Origin of the sequence: Paraburkholderia fungorum, assembly GCF_046026025.1 — a bacterium.
In the GTDB taxonomy this organism is placed as follows: Bacteria; Pseudomonadota; Gammaproteobacteria; order Burkholderiales; family Burkholderiaceae; genus Paraburkholderia; species Paraburkholderia fungorum_E.
Map to the genome: position 1 here is coordinate 57,713 of NZ_JAQQFL010000038.1, position 17,117 is coordinate 74,829.

The following is a 17,117-nucleotide window of genomic DNA, read 5'->3' on the forward strand; positions in this document are numbered from 1 at the left end:
TCGGCCGCGAGGCCGGCGGTGCTTCGAAGACCGACAACAACATCACTAACGGATTTTAGGATCATGGCTCATTCCTGGTTTGGCACCCGCCTGCGCCTCGTCAGCAGCGCAGCCGCGCTCACGCTGGCTGCGTTCGTCACCGTGCCGTCGACGGCCCATGCTGCGTCGATCACGCTGTACAACGCGCAGCACGAACAGGTCGTCAATCTGCTCGCCAAAGACTTCGAAAAGCAGTCCGGTATTTCGGTGAAGATCCGCAACGGCGAAGGCCCGGCGATGGCGGCGCAAATCGTCGCGGAAGGCGCAGCGACGCCCGCCGACGTGTATTTCACGGAAAACTCGCCTGAGCTGATGCTGCTCGAAGAGAAAGGCCTGCTGAACAAGGTGGATAGCTCGACGCTCGCCACCGTGCCGGCCCGCTTCAGTTCGCCGACCGGTGCATGGGTGGGCGTGACCGCGCGCGAAAACGTGCTGGCCTACAACACGGCCAAGCTGCAACCGTCGCAACTGCCGCAGTCGCTGTTCGATCTGGCCAAGCCGGAATGGAAAGGCAAGGTCGGCATTGCACCGAGCGACGGCGATTTTCTGCCGCTGGTGAGCGCCGTGCTCGCGCTGAAGGGTGAAGCGCAAACCGTGCAATGGCTGAAGGGCCTGAAAGCCAACGCGCAGATTTTCGACGACGACGAAGGCGTGGTGGCCGCCGTCAATCGCGGTGGCGTTGCAACCGGTCTGATCAACAACTACTACTGGGCGCGTCTGCACGCTGAACTCGGCGACGCAAAAACCCGCAGCGCGATCTATCACTTCGGCAACGGCGATGCCGGCGCGACGGTGAACGTGTCGGGCGCAGCGGTGTTGAAGTCGGGCCACAATGCGGACGGCGCGCAGAAGTTTCTTGCCTACCTGGTTAGCGACCGCGCGCAACAGTTGATGGCGAACAGTCACGTCATGTTCGAATATCCGCTGCGCGCGGGCGTGGCATCGGACCCGATCCTCAAGCCCTTCACTGAACTGAATCCGCCGGCGCTGACCATCCAGCAACTCGGCGACGACAGCCAGGCCGGCAAGCTGCTGCGTCAGGCAGGTTTGCTGTAAATGAGCGATGCTGTGTCAGCCGGACCTCCGGCTGTAACCCATACCCCGGCGCGCGCCCGTTTGCGCGCGCCGCGTGGTCTGTTCGCGGCAGCAGCACTCAGCGCTTTGCTGGTGTTGCTGCCGATTGCGTTTACCTTCTGGCGTGCCGCGAGCTTCGGACTCGATGAGGCAGTCGATCTGATCTTCCGGCCGCTCGTCGGCGAACTGCTGATCAACACGCTGCTAATTACCGTATCGGCCACGCTCGTCTGCGCTGTCGTCGGCACGGCGGCCGCGTGGTTTGTCGAGCGTACGCATTTGCCGGGGCGTCGCGTCTGGGCTGTGCTCGCCGCCGCGCCGCTCGCGATGCCGGCTTTTATCTCGAGCTATGCCTGGGTGTCGCTGAGTCAGGATTTGCAGGACTTCAACGGCGCGCTGCTGGTGCTGAGCTCCGCGTATTTCCCGCTCGTTTATCTGCCCGTGGCCGCCGCGTTGCGCAGCATGGACCCGGCGCTGGAAGAAAGTGCGCGCGCGCTCGGCTGCAACCGCTGGACCACGTTCATCCGCGTCGTGCTGCCGCAACTGCGTCCGGCGCTGCTCGGCGGCATGCTGCTGGTCGCGCTTGGCGTGCTCTCTGAATTCGGTGCGTTTACGCTGCTGCGCTTTCATACGTTTACCACGCAAATTTACGCGGAATTCCGCACCAGTTTCGACGGCGGCGGTGCCTCGCTGCTCGCGTGCCTGCTAATCGTGATCTGCCTGATCGTGCTGGCGTTCGAGTTTCGGGTACGCGGCGCGGCGCGTTATGAACGCGTCGATCGCGGCACCCGTCGCGCCGTGTTGCGCTATGACCTCGGCGCATGGCGCTGGATCGTCGTCGCCGGCTTCGCCGCGCTGGCGATCGTCACGCTCGGCGTGCCGCTCGGCATGATCGGCTACTGGCTCACGCAACCTGGCGCGGCTGCCGTCACACCCGCCGACGTGTCGCCCGAACTGCTGTTCAATGCGACGATTTCGTCGCTCGGGTTCGGGCTTGCCGCCGCGCTGCTGACCACGCTGCTGGTCGTGCCGCTCGCGTTCCTGCTGGTGCGCTACCCGACCCGTTTCGCAACCCTGTTCGAACGCACCGTGTTTCTGGCGCAAGGCATACCCGGGCTGGTGATCGCGCTGGCAATCGTGTCGCTCTCAGTGCATGCGCTGCAATGGCTTTATCAAAGCGCGACGCTGCTGGTGATCGCCTACGCGATGCTGTTCATGCCGGTGGCGCTGGTGAGTGTGCGCGCCGCCTTCATGCAGGCACAGCCGCGCCTTGAAGAGACGGCTCGCGCGCTCGGCCTGAGCTGGTCGCAGACCCTGTTCCGGGTCGTGTTGCCGCTGGCGGGTCCAGGGCTCGGCGCGGCCGCGGCGATGGTGTTCATCTCGGTCGTCACCGAATTGAACGCTACCCTGCTGCTCTCCCCGCTCGACACGCAAACACTCGCGACCCAGGTCTGGGCCGACACCTCGACGATGGCGTTTGCCGCCGCAGCGCCCTATGCAGCACTGCTGACCGGTATTTCGCTGTTCGCCTCCGGTCTCCTGTTCGCGTTGCTCGGCAAATCAGCGTTGCTCGGCGAGCGCAGCTGAACGTCGCGCATTCTCGCCCGCTTTTTCCATCGGATTTTCATGAGCGAACTTCGTATCCGCGGACTGCAAAAATCGTTCGACGGCCATCCGGTGTTGCACGGCATCGATCTCTCCGTCGAGCGCGGCACGCTGCTCGCGCTGCTCGGACCGTCCGGCAGCGGCAAGACCACCTTGCTGCGCCTCTTGTGCGGCTTCGAACGCGCGGACGGCGGCAGCGTCGAAATCGACGGCCGCCGCGTGGCCGGCGACAACCTGCACGTGCCGTCCGAGCAGCGCCGCATCGGCTATGTGCCGCAGGAAGGCGCGCTGTTTCCGCATCTTTCGGTGGCGGACAACATCGTGTTCGGCTTGCCGCGCACGCAGCGCCGCGCGCGTCATCGCGTGGCTGAATTGCTGGAACTGGTCGGCTTGCCGGCCAACTTCGCCGGGCGCGCGCCGCAGCAGTTGTCGGGCGGCCAGCAGCAGCGTGTTGCTCTCGCTCGCGCGCTCGCGCCGTCGCCGACCCTGGTGATGCTCGATGAACCCTTCTCATCGCTCGACGCGGCTTTGCGGCTCGAAACGCGCCAGGCGGTAGCCAGTGCTCTCGCCGCGGCTGGCGCGACTGCGGTGCTCGTCACGCACGATCAATCGGAAGCGTTGTCGCTCGGCCATGAGGTGGCGGTGCTGTGGAACGGCCGGCTGATCCAGACCGCGACACCGGAGACGCTGTACCGCAGGCCGGTGACGCGTGAGCTTGCGTCGTTCGTCGGCGAAGCGGTGTTGTTGCCGGGCATGGTCAAGCAGGATCGCGTCAACTGCGAGCTCGGCGATTTGCCGCTGTGCGAGCCGATGGGTAACGGTGCGGTCGACGTCATGGTGCGGCCCGAACAGATCCGTCTGTTGCGTGCGGAAGAAACCATGCCGAATGGCGCAGCGTCTTTTGACGCCGTGGTGCGGGAAGTGATCTTTCAGGGACAGGACGCGGGCGTCGCGCTGCAATTGCAGTCTGGCGCGCACACGGTGGTGCGCGCGCGCGTGCCGGGCTATCTGTCGCCGCAGCCGGGCGAACACGTGCGGCTTGCCGTGGATGGCGAAGTGACGGCTTATCCGCGGGTTTGAGCGGCGCGCGCAGCACCCTCACGCATTCGCCGCTCCGCGCGCTTGCGGGCGCAGCGACAAATCCTGCACCATCTGCGCGGCCAGATAATCGCAGGTCGGCCGGTCCGATTTCGCGCTGCGCGCCACCACGATTTCCAGCGGCGCGATCTTTGGCAAGCCTTGCGCTTCGCCGAGTATCGTCAGCCGCGACGGCACGCTGCAACGCGTCAGCGCGATCACCGAAAGCCCCGCATCCACGGTCGCCACCAGGCCCATCAGACTTGCGCTGCTAAACGCCGCCCGATAGCGGATCCGCGCGCCATCCAGCGCCGCCAGCGTATGCTGGCGCGCAACACAACCCGGCTCATACAGCCCGACCGGCAGCGGCGACGCCGCCAGCACCGGCGTATCCGCCGACGCCCCCACCCATACCATCGGCTCGCTGCGCACGAATTCGCCGCGCAGTTTGCGGTCGCGCGTGACGAAGGCGAGATCGATCTTGTTATCGGCCAGCATCGGCGCGAGCGAGGTGCTTTGCGCGCAGACGATCTCGATCTCCACGTGTGGATACAGGTTCGAGAAGCGCCGCAGCACCGGCGAGAGCAGCGACGACACGTAATCGTCCGGCGCGCCCAGCACCACGCGCCCGGTCACCTCGGGCCGCACGATCGCCGACCACGCCTCCTCATGCAACGCCAGCACACGCCGCGCGTACTCGAGCAGCGTATTGCCGGGCCGCGTGAGCGAGAGATTGCGCGTGGTGCGGGCGAACAGCGTGGTGCCGAGCATGGTTTCGAGCCGCTTGATCTGCATGCTGACCGCCGCCTGCGAGCGGTGCACGGTGGTCGAAGCCTTCGTGAAACTGCCCGTTTCCACCACCGCGACGAAGGTCCGCAGTAAATCGACGTCGAATTCGGGGTGCATGATTTATCAATCCAGCTTATGGAATTTCTCAATTTAATTCGTTTGTCGACGTGAGGCAAGCCACGCAATACTGGTGTCTCCACCTTAGTGACCTATTTCCGGAGCGGCTTCGCATGTCCCTCACCCAACGTCAACACGGCGCCATTACGCTGGCCAGCGGCGGGCTTCTGATGGGCACGCTCGGCATCTTCGTCGAAGAAGCGCGGCTCGGCGCGCTGACGCTGGTGTTCTTTCGCTGCCTGTTCGGTTTCCTCTCGCTCGCCGCGTATTGCGCGTGGAAAGGCTTCTTCACACGCGCGCATTTCACGCGGCGCACCGTCGCGCTCGCGCTGATCTCCGGCGTTCTGATGGTCACGCAATGGGTCGGTTTCTTCGACGCGATTCACCGCACCAGCATTGCGGTGGCGACCGTGGTGTTTCACGTGCAGCCGTTCTGGGTCGTGCTGATGGGCGCGGCGCTTTTCAACGAACGCCTCGGCGCCGACCGGCTCGGCTGGATCGCGACCGCCTTCGTCGGGCTTGTTCTGGCCTCGGGCGTAGCCGCTACCGAGAATCTGCAGGGGCACACGAGCTATCTGATCGGCATCGGCGAGGCATTGGCGGGCTCGGTGCTGTATGCGAGCGTCACGCTGATCGCCAAGGGACTCGGCAATTTGCGGCCGCATCTGCTGACGCTCGCGCAGTGCGCGGTCGGCGTGGTGTGCCTGCCGTTCATCGCGCCGCTTACCGCCGTGCATATCGGACCGATGCAGTGGTTCTGGCTGGTCGGCATGGGCGTGCTGCATACGGGGCTCTCGTACGTGCTGATCTACGGCGCACTACCGAAACTGACCACGCCGGTCATCGCTGTGCTGCTGTTCGTCTATCCGCTCACGGCGATCGTGGTCGACGCCGTTGTGTATGGGCGGGCGCTCTCGCTGCCGCAACTCGCGGGCATGGCCTTGATCGTGATCGCCAGCCTCGGTGTGAATCTCGGCTGGCCGCTACTGTCGATGTTGCGTCCCGGCGGACGCGCGCGGCATCACGCTGACTGACGATTGAGCAGTCGCGAGTTTTCATTTCGTCGAAAAAAAACCCTGCAAAAACCCCGCATTTTCCATTCATTTCGCACAATCGAGAATAGTTCTCGTTTATAATTTCCGAATATTACAAGCCGGGCATTGATCCGGCTTCTGCTGCACCCCCCGTTCCCACATCGACATGCCGTTCCGAGGCAGCCGATGTCACGTCCGCGCATTCTGCGCACTGACGCACGGCGCCCCGGCCGTTTCAATTTCCAGACTCATTCGACAGCAACAGGGAATTCGCCACTTCGTCTCGCCTGACCGACCACACGACTTCTATCCAGTCGTGCGCGCCAGCTTGCGCCTTCTTTGCGCCCGCCTGGCGCTTTTGCATGACCGCTTTTGCCGCACCCCAAAACCAATAACACCCATCGATCCATACTCAAAGAACGTTGCCATGAACGTCAAAAAGAATACTTACCGCGCATTGCTGCTCGCCACTTCTCTCGCTAGCGCCAAACCTTTGCTGGCGCAGCAGGTTACGCCCACCGCCGGCGCGGCCGACAACACGCTGCCCGCGATCGCGGTCCAGGCCGCGGCCGACCGCTCTTACGACTCGAGCACCTCGAACACCGCGACGAAGATGAACATGTCGCTGATGGACGTGCCGCAAACGGTCAACGTCGTGCCACGCGCGCTGCTCGATGAACAGAACGCAAGCTCGCTGCAGGACGCATTGCGCAATGTGCCGGGCATCGGCTTTTCGGTCGGCGACGGTCAGCGCGACCAGATCACCCTGCGCGGCTTCAACAACATCACCGATCAGTACGTCGACGGCATTCGCGACGACGCGCTCTACTATCGCGATCTGTCGAACGTCGAACGGGTCGATGTCCTGAAGGGGCCAGCGGCCGTGCTCTATGGACGTGGCTCGGCCGGTGGCCTGATCAACCGCGTCCTGAAGAAGCCGACGGCGAATCCACAGCAAGCCGTGGGCGTGACGCTCGGCACCGAAGGCGAACGGCGCGGCGAATTCGATCTCGGCTGGAATGCGAACGACGCCGCGCGTTTTCGCATCACGGGCGCCGCCGAGAATTCGAACAGCTTTCGCGACCAGTTCCAGCTGAATCGCCAGGCCGTGGCGCCATCCGCGCAATTCCGCATCGATCGCGACACCATCCTCAATATCGAAGCCGATTATCTGCACGACCGCCGCACCTCGGATCAGGGCCTGCCCGCCTATCTCGGCCGCCCGGTCAACGTGCCGATCAACACGTATTACGGTTCGGCGGATGCCGCGAGCACCTCCTATAACGACGTGGAGGCGAAGAGCGCGACCGTGTCGCTCGATCACCGTTTCAACGATTCGCTGTCGTTGCACACGGCCGTACGCGCGTACGACTTCTCGCTCGAACGCAAAAACTACGTCACGTATGAGCCGATCAGGACGGCGCTGAACCCGGTCGTCACACTCGATCAAAGCACCCGCTTTCGCCAGGACCATGGCGTGGACGGTCTCTTCGAGTTGACGCAGAAAACCACGCTGTTCGGTATGAAGCACGAACTGCTGTACGGCGTCGAACTGTCGCAACAGCAGAAATTCGACACCATCTACTCGACCAATAAAGTCGCGACGTACAACCTGTACGATCCGCAACTCATCAATTTGCCGGGTGTGAAGCCAGGCACGGCGGCCAAAACGAATGCGGCGACCGTGCTGGGACTCGCCGGCGTCTACACGCAGGACCTGATCTCGCTCACCGAGCACTGGAAGATCCTGGCCGGCCTGCGCTTCGACTATCTGACGCAAACCCGCAACGACTACACCTCGGCGCACGTGAATCTGGATCGTACGGATCGCGCGTGGAGTCCGCGTGTCGGTCTGATTTACGAACCGCTCGACTGGGTGTCGCTGTACGCCTCATATAGCCAGTCGTTCTCGCCGCTGGCCGATACGCTGATCAGCAGCGGCGCGTTTGCGAACGGCTCCGCGCTGGCGCCGCAAAAGACCACGAGCTTCGAAGTCGGCTCGAAGTTCGACCTGGGCCGCGCGAGCGCGAGCATCGCGCTGTTCGACATGAAGCAGACCAACCAGCAGATCGCCGATCCGTCCAACCCGACTTATGCGCTGCCGATCGGCACGCAGCACGTACGCGGACTGGAACTGTCCACGACGGGTGAGATCGCGCCAAAGTGGTCCGTGTATGCGGGCTATGCGTATCTGAACGGCAACGTCGACGGCTCGCCGCAAGCGAGTTCAGCCGGGCTGGTGCTGCACAACAATACGCCGGGCCTGATGCCGCGACATAGCGCGAGCGTGTGGATCAAGCGCGACCTGAAATACGGTTTCTACGCGGCCGGTGGCGCGCAGTTCCAGTCGGCGCGCTATACGTCGGCGAGCGATGCGGTGACCTTGCCTTCTTTCGTCACGTTCGATCTCGGCGCGGGGTATCACGGCAAGAACGTGGACGTGGCGTTGACGCTGGACAATCTGTTCGACCGCAAGTACTTCATCGCGGCGCACGGTAACGCGGATATGTACAACATGCCGGGCGCGCCGCGCACGCTGACCGTGTCGGCAAGATGGCATATGTGATTGATGTAGAGCGTGACGTGCGTTGCGTACGTTGATGCGCTAAATAAAAAACCGGGCAGCGTGCCCGGTTTTTTTCGACAACTGGACAGAGAACCAACTTTAGAGCGCCGACCGACACACATCATGCACTGTGCCACCCACGCCCGCCACTCAGCCAATCGGCCAATCTCACTGCGGCAACACCTCGCCTTTAGTCTCCGGCGCAAACGGAATCACAAATAAGCCGACAATAAACGCCAGCGCCGTGAGCGCCACCGGCACGCCGAGTGTATGCATATGCAGGACGGCCGCGCCGAGCAGAAAGTTGACACCAGCCCCGACAAACCGTCCGAACGAGGTGCAGAACGCGAACGCGGTGGCCCGTACACGGGTCTCGAACTGTTCCGGCAGCCACAAGCTGAACAGCGCAAAATTGCCGCCGAAGAAACCCAGCACGAAGAGCCAGGCGATAAACGGCGCCAGCCCATTCGGCAGGTAGAACGCCCAGCCGAAGCTGCCGGCAATCGCCACTGCCATACCGATGAAGTAAACCGCGAGAGTCTTTTTGCGACCGATCCGCTCGGCCAGCGGCGGCAACGCAAGACAGCCGAGAATCGTCGCGATCGACAGCAAACCGGTGGCCAGCGACGCCGTCCGGATCGCATCGTTCTTCGTCATGCCGGCTTTCGTCGCCAGTTGAATCACAGCCGATGGCTCATACACCGCGCCCGCCCACAAACCGACGATTGCAATAGTCAGCAGAATGCATGCGACCCATGTGCGGCGCCGATACGTCGGCCCGAGAATTTCGCGCAGCGGTTTGGCACGCACGGTGCCCTCCTCCGCCTTTTGCCATTTCTCCGATTCCTTCACGCGCAGCAGCACCAGAATCGCGACCACGACCGGTACCGCGCCGGTCAGGAACATCGCGCGCCAGCCGAAATGCACGCCGATCGTGTAGTTGAGCGCGGCCGCCAGAAAGAATCCGGCGTAGTAGCCCGTTTGCAGATACCCGGCGCCCATCTTGCGGCGATCTTCCGGCCATGATTCAGCGACATACGTCCCGGCCAACGCCCACTCGCCGCCAATGCCCACGCCGGCAATGAAACGATAGATGGCGAGTTCCCAGACGTTGTGCGAAGTCGCGGCCAGTCCCGTGAAAATGGCGAACGTGAAAATGGTGCCCGCCAGCACTTTGGTACGGCCAAAGCGGTCCGCCAGTGGCCCCCAGATAAACGACAGCCCCCAGCCGACCAGAAACAGCGCGAACAGAATCGAACCGGCGAGGCCGACATTGGCGGGCGTCGCGGCGTACCCCGAGCGCGGCAACAGTTCCGTCAATGCCGGCGTCAACACGAGCGCGTAGATGAACGAGTCCATCCCGTCGAGCGTCCAGCCGGCCCACGCACCCCAAAACCCTGCGATCTGCGAACGATTGAGCGGCGTGCGGCGCCGCGCGACCGACGTACGGTCGGTTGGTGAACTCATCTTGCTCCTCCGGCCCTGCGGTTGGCGTACATGGAGTACGTTTCTGACATAAAGGGAACGACGGGATGGCGCGCCTGTTAGTGAATCCGTTGGTGACGCGATGCGCCTCGTGCAACGCCGGGCGAGTCACCGTTGGGAGGGCACCGCGAGCCGCCGATGGTGAGAAGCTTTTCGGGTTTGCCCGTCTGTAACGCGCTCATTTTCATATATAATATTTGATATCATGAACGACGCAATAGATGGTTTTCCCCTGGACGCCCCGGCGCGCAGCCCGCTTCTACCCGCGGCGGCGCCGCGTGAGAGCATGTCCCACGTGATCGCGGAGGCGCTGCGCGCGGCGATTGTCGACGGCACCCTGGCGCCTGGCGCGCCGCTGCGGCAAGACGCGATCGCCCGGCATTTCTCGGTCAGCGCAATTCCCGTGCGCGAGGCCTTGCGCCAGCTCGAAACCGAAGGCTGGGCAAGAACCGCCGTGCACAAAGGCGCGACCGTGGCCCCCTTGTCGGCGGATGAAGCGCGTGAAATCTACGAGATCCGCTCCGCGCTGGAGAGCCTCGCCATCGGCCTCGCGATTCCGAATCACACCGCCGCCACCCTGCGCGAATCCGCCAGTCTGTGCCGCGCCGCCGAGCGCGAGCCGGACCCGTCGTTGTACGTCGCGCGCAATGTGGCCTTTCATATGAGCCTGTATGCGCCCGCCGTCCGTCCCCAACTCGACGACATGATCGGCGCGCTGCATCGGCGCGGCGAACGGTATTTGCGCCTGAAGTTCGGCTTGCCGTCGTACAAGGGCGAATCGGACAATGAACACGCCGCCTTGCTCGACGCGGTGCAACGCCGTGATATTCCTGCCGCACAGTCCCTGGTTGTCGCGCATCTGCTCGGCACTGGCGACCTGCTCCATCGTTTCCTGACCGAACGCGCGCAGGCGGAAGCCGCGCTTGCGAACCAACCCAAGCCGCGCGCCAGACGCACGCGCACCACCACCGGGAGTTGAATCCGCCGATGAACCGCCCCGCCGAAGCCGCTGAAGCGTCCGCCACCGTGCATTCCTGGACTACCCGCCGCGACGAAAAGAACCGTCGCCTCGCGTCCGTTGCACCGTGGCTGAAAGACGGCATCCTGCCGACCAACCGCATCGTCGATGCACTCGAAACACTGATTCAACCGGGCGACCGCGTCGCACTCGAAGGCGACAACCAGAAACAGGCCGACTTCCTGTCCCGTTCGCTGGCCAAGGTCGATCCGCAAAAGATCCACGACGTGCATCTGCTGATTTCGAGCATCAGCCGTCCTGAACATCTGACGCTGTTCGAGCGCGGCATCGCGCACAAGGTCGACTTCTCGTTTGCCGGACCGCAGAGTTTGCGCGTCGCGCAGTTGCTCGAAGACGGTCAACTGGAAATCGGCGCGATCTACACGTACGTCGAGTTGTACGCACGGATGTTCGTCGATCTCACGCCGCACGTCGCCTTGCTGTGCGCGGACAAGGCGGACCGTCACGGCAATCTGTACACCGGCCCGAATACCGAAGACACGCCGACCATCGCCGAAGCCGCCGCGTTCCGGCACGGCATCGTGATCGTGCAGGTCAATGAGATCGTCGATGAACTGCCGCGCGTCGACATTCCGGGTTCCTGGGTCGACGTGGTCGTGCAAGCCGACAGGCCCTTCGCCGTCGAACCGCTGTTCACGCGCGACCCACGTCATATCGGCGACCTGCAGGTGCTCACCGCGATGATGGTGATTCGCGGCATCTACGAGCCGTACGGCGTGAGTTCACTGAATCACGGCATCGGCTTCGATACCGCGGCGATCGAATTGCTGCTGCCCACCTACGGCGAATCGCTCGGCCTGAAAGGCAAAATCTGCCGCAACTGGACGCTCAATCCGCACCCCACCATGATCCCCGCAATCGAATCGGGCTGGGTCGACAGCATCCATTGCTTCGGCAGTGAAGTTGGCATGGAGGCCTATATCGAGGCTCGGCCCGATGTATTTTTCACGGGCAACGACGGCAGCCTGCGCTCGAACCGTGTGCTGTGCCAACTGGCCGGTCAATACGGCGTCGATCTGTTCATCGGCTCGACCTTGCAGATCGACGCGGATGCGAATTCGTCGACAGTCACGCGCGGGCGTCTTGCCGGTTTCGGTGGCGCGCCGAACATGGGCCACGATCCGCGCGGCCGGCGTCATTCGAGCGAAGCATGGCTCAAGCTGTTGAAGAATCAGGGGCCGGTCTCGCGTGGGCAGAAGCTGGTCGTGCAAATGGCCGAGACGTACAAGAAAGGGGGCGAGCCGACCTTCGTCGATGAACTCGACGCGGTCGCCGTCGGTGCGAAAAACGGCATGCCGATTGCGCCGGTCATGATCTACGGCGACGACGTGAGCCATGTCGTCACCGAGGAAGGCATCGCGCATCTGCACAAGGCCGAAGGGATCGACGAGCGGCGTGCGGCATTGGCAGCGGTAGCCGGCGTGACGCCGATCGGACTGCGCGCCAGGCCGGAGAAAACCGCCGAGTTGCGCCGCCGCGGCATCGTCGCGTATCCGGAGGACCTCGGCATTCGTCGCGGCGAAGCAAAGCGCTCGCTGCTGGCGGCACGCAGCATCGACGATCTGGTGACGTGGTCGGGCGGCCTGTACGCGCCGCCGGCCCGCTTCAGGAGCTGGTAAAAATGGCGCCCGCTGCTTTGCTCGAACGCGAGGCTGACGCCCTGCCGAAGGTGAAGGCTGAACGCATGCGCCGCACTGCCGCTCTGGCTGCCCGCGAGACGGGCACGGTCAGGGGATGGACGGCGCTGTCCGACGCTCAACTTGCACACCATGCCGTCACCGCGCTGATCGAAGAAGCGCAACTCACGCCGAAACCCGCGCTAGTCGACCGGCGCGGCAGCGGCGCGCATCGCGACCTCGATCTCGCCACCATGCTGCGCTCGGCACGCACGCTCGAACCGACCTTCGCGGCCCTGGCACGCGCGGCACGCCACCGGAGTGAACCCTCCGCGCTCTTGCGCGCCGAACTCGCGCAGATCGGCCGCGCCGGCGAGCAGGACATGCTGCATGCCACCGGCGGCAGCAACGCGCATCGCGGCGCGATCTGGATCGTCGGCCTGCTGGTGGCGGGCGCGTCGATGCCGGGCAACGCCACGCGTTTGAACGCGGCGCACGTCTGCACGCTCGCCGCGCAGATTGCGTGCTTCCCGGACCGCTTCGCCGCGCCTTCCGATAGTCACGGCGAACGCGCGCGGCAACGCTATCAGGTGGGCGGCGCACGCCGTGAGGCACAAGACGGCTTCCCGCACGTCATCGATATCGGTTTGCCCGCGCTGCGCGCGGCGCGAGCCAATGGCGTCGACGAAAACGCCGCGCGCATCGACGCCCTGCTCTCGATCATGGCTTCACTCGACGACACCTGTCTGCTGCATCGCGCGGGTTTGCCTGGTTTGCACGCTGCACAACACGGCGCACGCCGTGTGCTAAAGGCGGGCGGGAGTTCAACGCCGGGCGGTCAAAGCGCCCTCGTCGTACTCGAACACACACTGCTGTCGCTCAACGCATCCCCTGGCGGCGCAGCGGATCTGCTCGCCGCCACCCTCTTTCTCGACATGCTGGCGCATCACGACGCCGATGGGAGTACAGCCTCATGGAACATCTAAGCTTCGACTATCCGGCGCAACGCGCCGTCACCACCCGCGCGCATGTCGGCGTAGTCGGTTCGGGCGATCTGGAAGTACTGCTTTCGCCTGCTGAAACCAGCGCGGCCCTGAGCGCGCACGTGGTCGTGCGGACCAGCGTCGACGGTTACAGCCACATCTGGAAGAGCGTGCTCGACCGCTTTTTCAGCCGTTACGACGGCGCCGCGCAGATCGAAATCAACGACTTCGGCGCAACTCCCGGCGTCGTGGCGTTGAGGCTCGCGGAAGCCATCGAAGCAGCGGAACAGGGAGACGACGCATGAACATGCTCGCCTCCCCCCGTCGCGCGCCCATGCTGCGCGACAGTTTCATTGAATTGCCCGCGCGCGAACGCGCCCGCGCGCTGCTCGACGCGGGCACGTTCCGCGAACTGCTCGGACCGTTCGACAAGATCGAATCGCCGTGGCTGCCGCTGCAAGGTGTCGTCTGCCAGGCGGATGACGGCTGCGTGATCGCGCGTGGCACCATCGACGGCGAACCGGCCGTGGTCGCCGCGATCGAGTCCGCGTTCCAGGGCGGCAGCATCGGCGAAGTCTCGGGCAGCAAGATCGCCGCCGCGCTCGACATGGCCTTGCGGGACTGCGAACGCGGCAAGCTCGTGCGCCCGGTCGTGCTGTTCGAAACCGGTGGCGTGCGGCTCCAGGAAGCCAACCTCGGCCTCGCGGTGATCGCCGAGATTCAGGCCGCGATCGTCGCGTTGCGCCGGCATGTGCCGGTAGTCGGCGTGATCGCGGGCATGGTCGGCTGCTTTGGCGGCATGTCGCTGGCCGCGGCCTTGTGCTCTTACCTGATCGTGACGAAGCAGGGGCGGCTCGGCATGAACGGCCCCGAAGTGATCGAACAGGAAGCCGGTATCGAAGAACTCGACTCGAGCGACCGGCGCCGCGTGTGGCAACTGATCGGCGGCGAACAACGGGCTGCGAGCGCCCTCGCCGATCAACTGGTCGACGACGATGCGGATGAAGTGCGCGCCGCCGTGCATTCAGCATTCATTCACGGACTGCCAACTGCCCATCGCAGCGAACAGGTCGACACGTTCCTCAAGCGCCTCGCGCAGATCGACCCGGCCAGCGTGACACCGGAAACGATGCGTGACGTGTATAACCCACCTGCGCAAAACAACGCACGCAAGGAGCACGCATGAGCGATGCCACTCTCAGCCGCGGCGCGCGCTGGTTCCATGCGCTAGCCGGCGAACTGTCCTGCCACGCGCCCGTATGGAGCGGCGATGCGTCGCTCGGCGGCGAGACCGCGCGCTTCATTGCGGTCGTTCCCGATCCCGACAACCGCTTTCCCCGCGCGACCGACAACGTCGTCGGTCTTGAGCAAGGCTGGCAGCTCGCGCGCGCGGTACGCGAGGCCGTTGCGCAGGACAAGGTGAGCGCCACGCGCCGCCCGATCGTCGCGATCGTCGATGTGAAAAGTCAGGCGTATGGTTATCGCGAAGAAATGCTCGGCATTCACCTCGCCTGCGCCGCCGCCGTCGATGCCTATGCATCGGCGCGCGACGCCGGGCATCCGGTGATCGCGCTGATCGTCGGGCCTGCCATGTCGGGCGCATTCCTCGCGCACGGCTATCAGGCCAACCGGATCGTCGCACTCGACGCGCCCGGCACGATGGTTCACGCCATGGGCAAGGAAGCCGCCGCCCGGGTCACACGGCGCACCGTGGAAGCACTCGACGCGCTCGGCGAAACCATTGTGCCGATGTCGTACTCGATGACGTCGTTTGCCAAACTCGGCCTGCTCGATCAGTTGATCAGCGACGTCGACGCCGATGCACCGGATGCCGCGCAAATCGAGCGCGTGCGTCAGGTGCTGATCGAACAGGTTCGCAGCGCGCGCGCTGGCCGCCGCGATCTATCGCACCGTCTCGAATCGGCCGCGGCCCAAAAGAATCGCGCGGCTTCGATCGAAGTGCGGCGGCGTCTCGCCGAACAATGGGACGCCGTGTAATGCAGGTCTGCGCAACGCCGCCTTTCGCCGCCACTCACGCGCGGTCGTGCGACGCGCGTTGGCGGCCGCACGATCTGCTGCGCCTGAACTGTTTGCGGCAGTTTGACGGCGAGCCGGCCTGGGTTCGCGGATCGTTCGAGCGCGCGCCGTATGGGGTCGTGAGACGCGCGCTGGCCGCCGACGGCTTCGTGGCGATCGGCTTGCGCGGCGTGGAGCGGTCGCAGCGTTACGGCACGTGGGCGCATCTGGACGATCTTGGCACTGCTGTGCCGCCAGAAGCGCTAGCGCGGCGCAGCCCTCTTGCGGGGCGCAATGCGCTGCCTGCGTTCGTGGCCCTTGCCGCGTTACAACGCGACACGGTTAGCGCATTGACTGAATTCGTCTGGGGACCGACAGGCAGCACAGGCTTCGAACTGGCCACTCAGGCGCCCACCGTCACGCTCTCGAGCGATCTCGATCTGCTGATCCGCGCGCCGGAAAAACTCTCGCGGGACACGGCCATTCAGTTGCTGAACCATTTGCAAACCATCGCACAACGCGTCGGCATTCGCGTGGACGCGCAACTGGAAACACCTGCGGGCGGCGTTGCGCTCGCCGAATGGGCTGCGGACAAAGCACGCGTGATGACACGCCATGCTCGCGGCCCGCAACTCGTTACCGATCCGTGGGCGCCCGCTCACGCCGATACCTGATGCTCGCCCTTCTGTTTCCCGGCCAGGGTGCGCAATCGGACGGATTCCTGCATCGTTTGCCGCAGCATCCCGCAGTCGCCGACACGCTCGAAGAAGCGTCCCAGGTGCTCGGCGGCAACGTACTCACACTCGATACGCCAGACGCGCTGCGCTCGACCGTGGCCGTTCAGATCGGCTTGACCGTCGCGGGCGTGGCGATCACGCGCGCGCTGGCCGATGAACAACTCACGCCGGAGATCAGCGCGGGTTTGTCAGTGGGTGCCTATGCGGCGGCGATCAGTTGCGGCGCGATTCGCTTTGACGACGCGTTACAGATGGTGCGAAAGCGCGCCGAATTGATGGAGACGGCGTATCCGTCGGGTTACGGTCTCGCAGCCGTATCGGGTTTGACGGAACACCAACTGGAAACGCTCGCCGCACAGCACGCGAACGCGGGCCATCAACGGGTCTATGTCGGCAATGTGAATGCGCCGCGTCAGATCGTCATGGCCGGGGCGAACGGTGCGCTGGACGCGTTCATCGAACGCGCCGTCGCCGCTGGCGCTCGCAAAGCCGTCCGTCTTGCGGTAAGCGTGCCGTCACATTGCGAACTGCTCGCGCATGCCACGGAAGAGTTGGTCGCATACGCACAGCATGTCCCGTTTCACACGCCGCACAGCACCTACATCGGCAATCGTGGCGGCCGCCCGCTGTACACGGCGGAGGCCATTCGCGACGATCTCGCGACCAATATGCGCCACACCGTACGCTGGTTCGATGCGCTCACCGTCATGCAGGAAATGGGTGCCCGTGTGCTGATCGAAGCGCCGCCGGGCCAGGTATTGACGGACATCACACGCGAAAATTTTCCCGACACCACCGCGCTTGCCGCGAGTAGTTTTTCGTTCGACAAGCTGGTCGCGACTGCGCGCCGGCGCCTCGCGCTATAACGGGCTTCGGAATACGGCCACGCAGTGTCATTGAATTCCTTCCGCGAAGACAGAACAAGCCCCTGCGTCACGGC

16 protein-coding genes are annotated in these 17,117 nt (G+C 64.3%); 13 read left to right on the forward strand and 3 right to left on the reverse strand.

The annotated features are described in order from the left end of the window. Positions 1-63: 63 nt before the first annotated feature. The 3 genes from PQR67_RS31635 to PQR67_RS31645 are packed head-to-tail and all read left to right on the forward strand — an operon-like array spanning position 64 to position 3,798. Positions 64-1,095, forward strand: a complete 1,032-nt coding sequence (locus PQR67_RS31635; protein ID WP_408466739.1) for an iron ABC transporter substrate-binding protein — start codon at positions 64-66, stop codon at positions 1,093-1,095. Further along, positions 1,096-2,700 (forward strand): ABC transporter permease, encoded by a 1,605-nt coding sequence (locus PQR67_RS31640; protein ID WP_408466740.1) that lies wholly within the window; start codon positions 1,096-1,098, stop codon positions 2,698-2,700. 39 nt (positions 2,701-2,739) lie between these two features. Further along, positions 2,740-3,798, forward strand: coding sequence for an ABC transporter ATP-binding protein (locus PQR67_RS31645; protein WP_408466741.1), 1,059 nt, complete (start codon positions 2,740-2,742; stop codon positions 3,796-3,798). An 18-nt stretch (positions 3,799-3,816) separates the two neighbouring features. Here PQR67_RS31645 and PQR67_RS31650 read toward each other — a convergent pair whose 3' ends face one another. After that, positions 3,817-4,701: a LysR substrate-binding domain-containing protein gene (locus PQR67_RS31650; protein ID WP_408466742.1), complete on the reverse strand. Its 885-nt coding sequence runs from the start codon at positions 4,699-4,701 to the stop codon at positions 3,817-3,819. Positions 4,702-4,814: 113 nt separating this feature from the next. On the opposite strand from PQR67_RS31650, the gene PQR67_RS31655 reads away from it, so the two are divergent. Further along, complete coding sequence (locus tag PQR67_RS31655) at positions 4,815-5,735, forward strand: DMT family transporter (protein WP_408466743.1); 921 nt, start codon at positions 4,815-4,817, stop codon at positions 5,733-5,735. Between the two features lie 235 nt (positions 5,736-5,970). On the opposite strand, the gene PQR67_RS31660 is transcribed toward PQR67_RS31655, so the two are convergent. Continuing rightward, entirely contained in the window at positions 5,971-6,099 is a 129-nt protein-coding gene (locus PQR67_RS31660) for a hypothetical protein (RefSeq protein WP_408466744.1), read from the reverse strand. A 63-nt stretch (positions 6,100-6,162) separates the two neighbouring features. On the opposite strand from PQR67_RS31660, the gene PQR67_RS31665 reads away from it, so the two are divergent. Further along, a complete protein-coding gene (locus tag PQR67_RS31665) occupies positions 6,163-8,301 on the forward strand; it encodes a TonB-dependent receptor (protein WP_408466745.1) in 2,139 nt (712 codons plus the stop codon). A gap of 168 nt (positions 8,302-8,469) precedes the next feature. Here PQR67_RS31665 and PQR67_RS31670 read toward each other — a convergent pair whose 3' ends face one another. Continuing rightward, a complete protein-coding gene (locus PQR67_RS31670) occupies positions 8,470-9,768 on the reverse strand; it encodes an MFS transporter (RefSeq protein WP_408466746.1) in 1,299 nt (432 codons plus the stop codon). A 223-nt stretch (positions 9,769-9,991) separates the two neighbouring features. On the opposite strand from PQR67_RS31670, the gene PQR67_RS31675 reads away from it, so the two are divergent. From PQR67_RS31675 to mdcH, 8 genes are all read left to right on the forward strand, one after another. Then, complete coding sequence (locus tag PQR67_RS31675; protein WP_408466747.1) at positions 9,992-10,765, forward strand: GntR family transcriptional regulator; 774 nt, start codon at positions 9,992-9,994, stop codon at positions 10,763-10,765. An 8-nt stretch (positions 10,766-10,773) separates the two neighbouring features. After that, positions 10,774-12,444 carry a malonate decarboxylase subunit alpha gene (gene mdcA / locus PQR67_RS31680; RefSeq protein WP_408466748.1) on the forward strand — a complete coding sequence of 557 codons (1,671 nt, stop codon included), beginning with the start codon at positions 10,774-10,776 and terminating at the stop codon, positions 12,442-12,444. A 65-nt stretch (positions 12,445-12,509) separates the two neighbouring features. Next, positions 12,510-13,427, forward strand: coding sequence for a triphosphoribosyl-dephospho-CoA synthase (locus PQR67_RS31685; RefSeq protein WP_408466772.1), 918 nt, complete (start codon positions 12,510-12,512; stop codon positions 13,425-13,427). Beyond that, positions 13,415-13,729: a malonate decarboxylase subunit delta gene (locus PQR67_RS31690; protein ID WP_408466749.1), complete on the forward strand. Its 315-nt coding sequence runs from the start codon at positions 13,415-13,417 to the stop codon at positions 13,727-13,729. Before PQR67_RS31685 ends, PQR67_RS31690 begins: the two co-directional genes overlap by 13 nt. After that, positions 13,726-14,610 (forward strand): biotin-independent malonate decarboxylase subunit beta, encoded by an 885-nt coding sequence (locus PQR67_RS31695; protein WP_408466750.1) that lies wholly within the window; start codon positions 13,726-13,728, stop codon positions 14,608-14,610. The genes PQR67_RS31690 and PQR67_RS31695 overlap by 4 nt, the downstream gene beginning before the upstream one ends. Next, the gene (gene mdcE, locus PQR67_RS31700) at positions 14,607-15,422 is read left to right on the forward strand and encodes a biotin-independent malonate decarboxylase subunit gamma (protein WP_408466751.1); all 816 of its coding nucleotides are present in this window, start codon (positions 14,607-14,609) and stop codon (positions 15,420-15,422) included. Before PQR67_RS31695 ends, mdcE begins: the two co-directional genes overlap by 4 nt. Next, positions 15,422-16,114, forward strand: a complete 693-nt coding sequence (locus tag PQR67_RS31705; protein ID WP_408466773.1) for a malonate decarboxylase holo-ACP synthase — start codon at positions 15,422-15,424, stop codon at positions 16,112-16,114. Before mdcE ends, PQR67_RS31705 begins: the two co-directional genes overlap by 1 nt. Next, positions 16,114-17,043, forward strand: a complete 930-nt coding sequence (mdcH, locus tag PQR67_RS31710) for a malonate decarboxylase subunit epsilon (protein ID WP_408466752.1) — start codon at positions 16,114-16,116, stop codon at positions 17,041-17,043. The genes PQR67_RS31705 and mdcH overlap by 1 nt, the downstream gene beginning before the upstream one ends. Positions 17,044-17,117: the final 74 nt, after the last annotated feature.

Bases quoted from the DNA above. Each gene is read 5' to 3' on its own strand.
- PQR67_RS31670 (WP_408466746.1), bottom strand. From the start codon at position 9,768: ATGAGTTCACCAACCGACCGTACGTCGGTCGCGCGGCGCCGCACGCCG.
- PQR67_RS31655 (WP_408466743.1), top strand. From the start codon at position 4,815: ATGTCCCTCACCCAACGTCAACACGGCGCCATTACGCTGGCCAGCGGC.
- PQR67_RS31675 (WP_408466747.1), top strand. From the start codon at position 9,992: ATGAACGACGCAATAGATGGTTTTCCCCTGGACGCCCCGGCGCGCAGC.
- mdcH (WP_408466752.1), top strand. From the start codon at position 16,114: ATGCTCGCCCTTCTGTTTCCCGGCCAGGGTGCGCAATCGGACGGATTC.
- PQR67_RS31705 (WP_408466773.1), top strand. From the start codon at position 15,422: ATGCAGGTCTGCGCAACGCCGCCTTTCGCCGCCACTCACGCGCGGTCG.
- PQR67_RS31640 (WP_408466740.1), top strand. From the start codon at position 1,096: ATGAGCGATGCTGTGTCAGCCGGACCTCCGGCTGTAACCCATACCCCG.
- PQR67_RS31690 (WP_408466749.1), top strand. From the start codon at position 13,415: ATGGAACATCTAAGCTTCGACTATCCGGCGCAACGCGCCGTCACCACC.
- PQR67_RS31635 (WP_408466739.1), top strand. From the start codon at position 64: ATGGCTCATTCCTGGTTTGGCACCCGCCTGCGCCTCGTCAGCAGCGCA.
- PQR67_RS31685 (WP_408466772.1), top strand. From the start codon at position 12,510: ATGCGCCGCACTGCCGCTCTGGCTGCCCGCGAGACGGGCACGGTCAGG.
- PQR67_RS31695 (WP_408466750.1), top strand. From the start codon at position 13,726: ATGAACATGCTCGCCTCCCCCCGTCGCGCGCCCATGCTGCGCGACAGT.
- PQR67_RS31665 (WP_408466745.1), top strand. From the start codon at position 6,163: ATGAACGTCAAAAAGAATACTTACCGCGCATTGCTGCTCGCCACTTCT.
- mdcE (WP_408466751.1), top strand. From the start codon at position 14,607: ATGAGCGATGCCACTCTCAGCCGCGGCGCGCGCTGGTTCCATGCGCTA.
- PQR67_RS31650 (WP_408466742.1), bottom strand. From the start codon at position 4,701: ATGCACCCCGAATTCGACGTCGATTTACTGCGGACCTTCGTCGCGGTG.
- mdcA (WP_408466748.1), top strand. From the start codon at position 10,774: ATGAACCGCCCCGCCGAAGCCGCTGAAGCGTCCGCCACCGTGCATTCC.
- PQR67_RS31645 (WP_408466741.1), top strand. From the start codon at position 2,740: ATGAGCGAACTTCGTATCCGCGGACTGCAAAAATCGTTCGACGGCCAT.
- PQR67_RS31660 (WP_408466744.1), bottom strand. From the start codon at position 6,099: ATGCAAAAGCGCCAGGCGGGCGCAAAGAAGGCGCAAGCTGGCGCGCAC.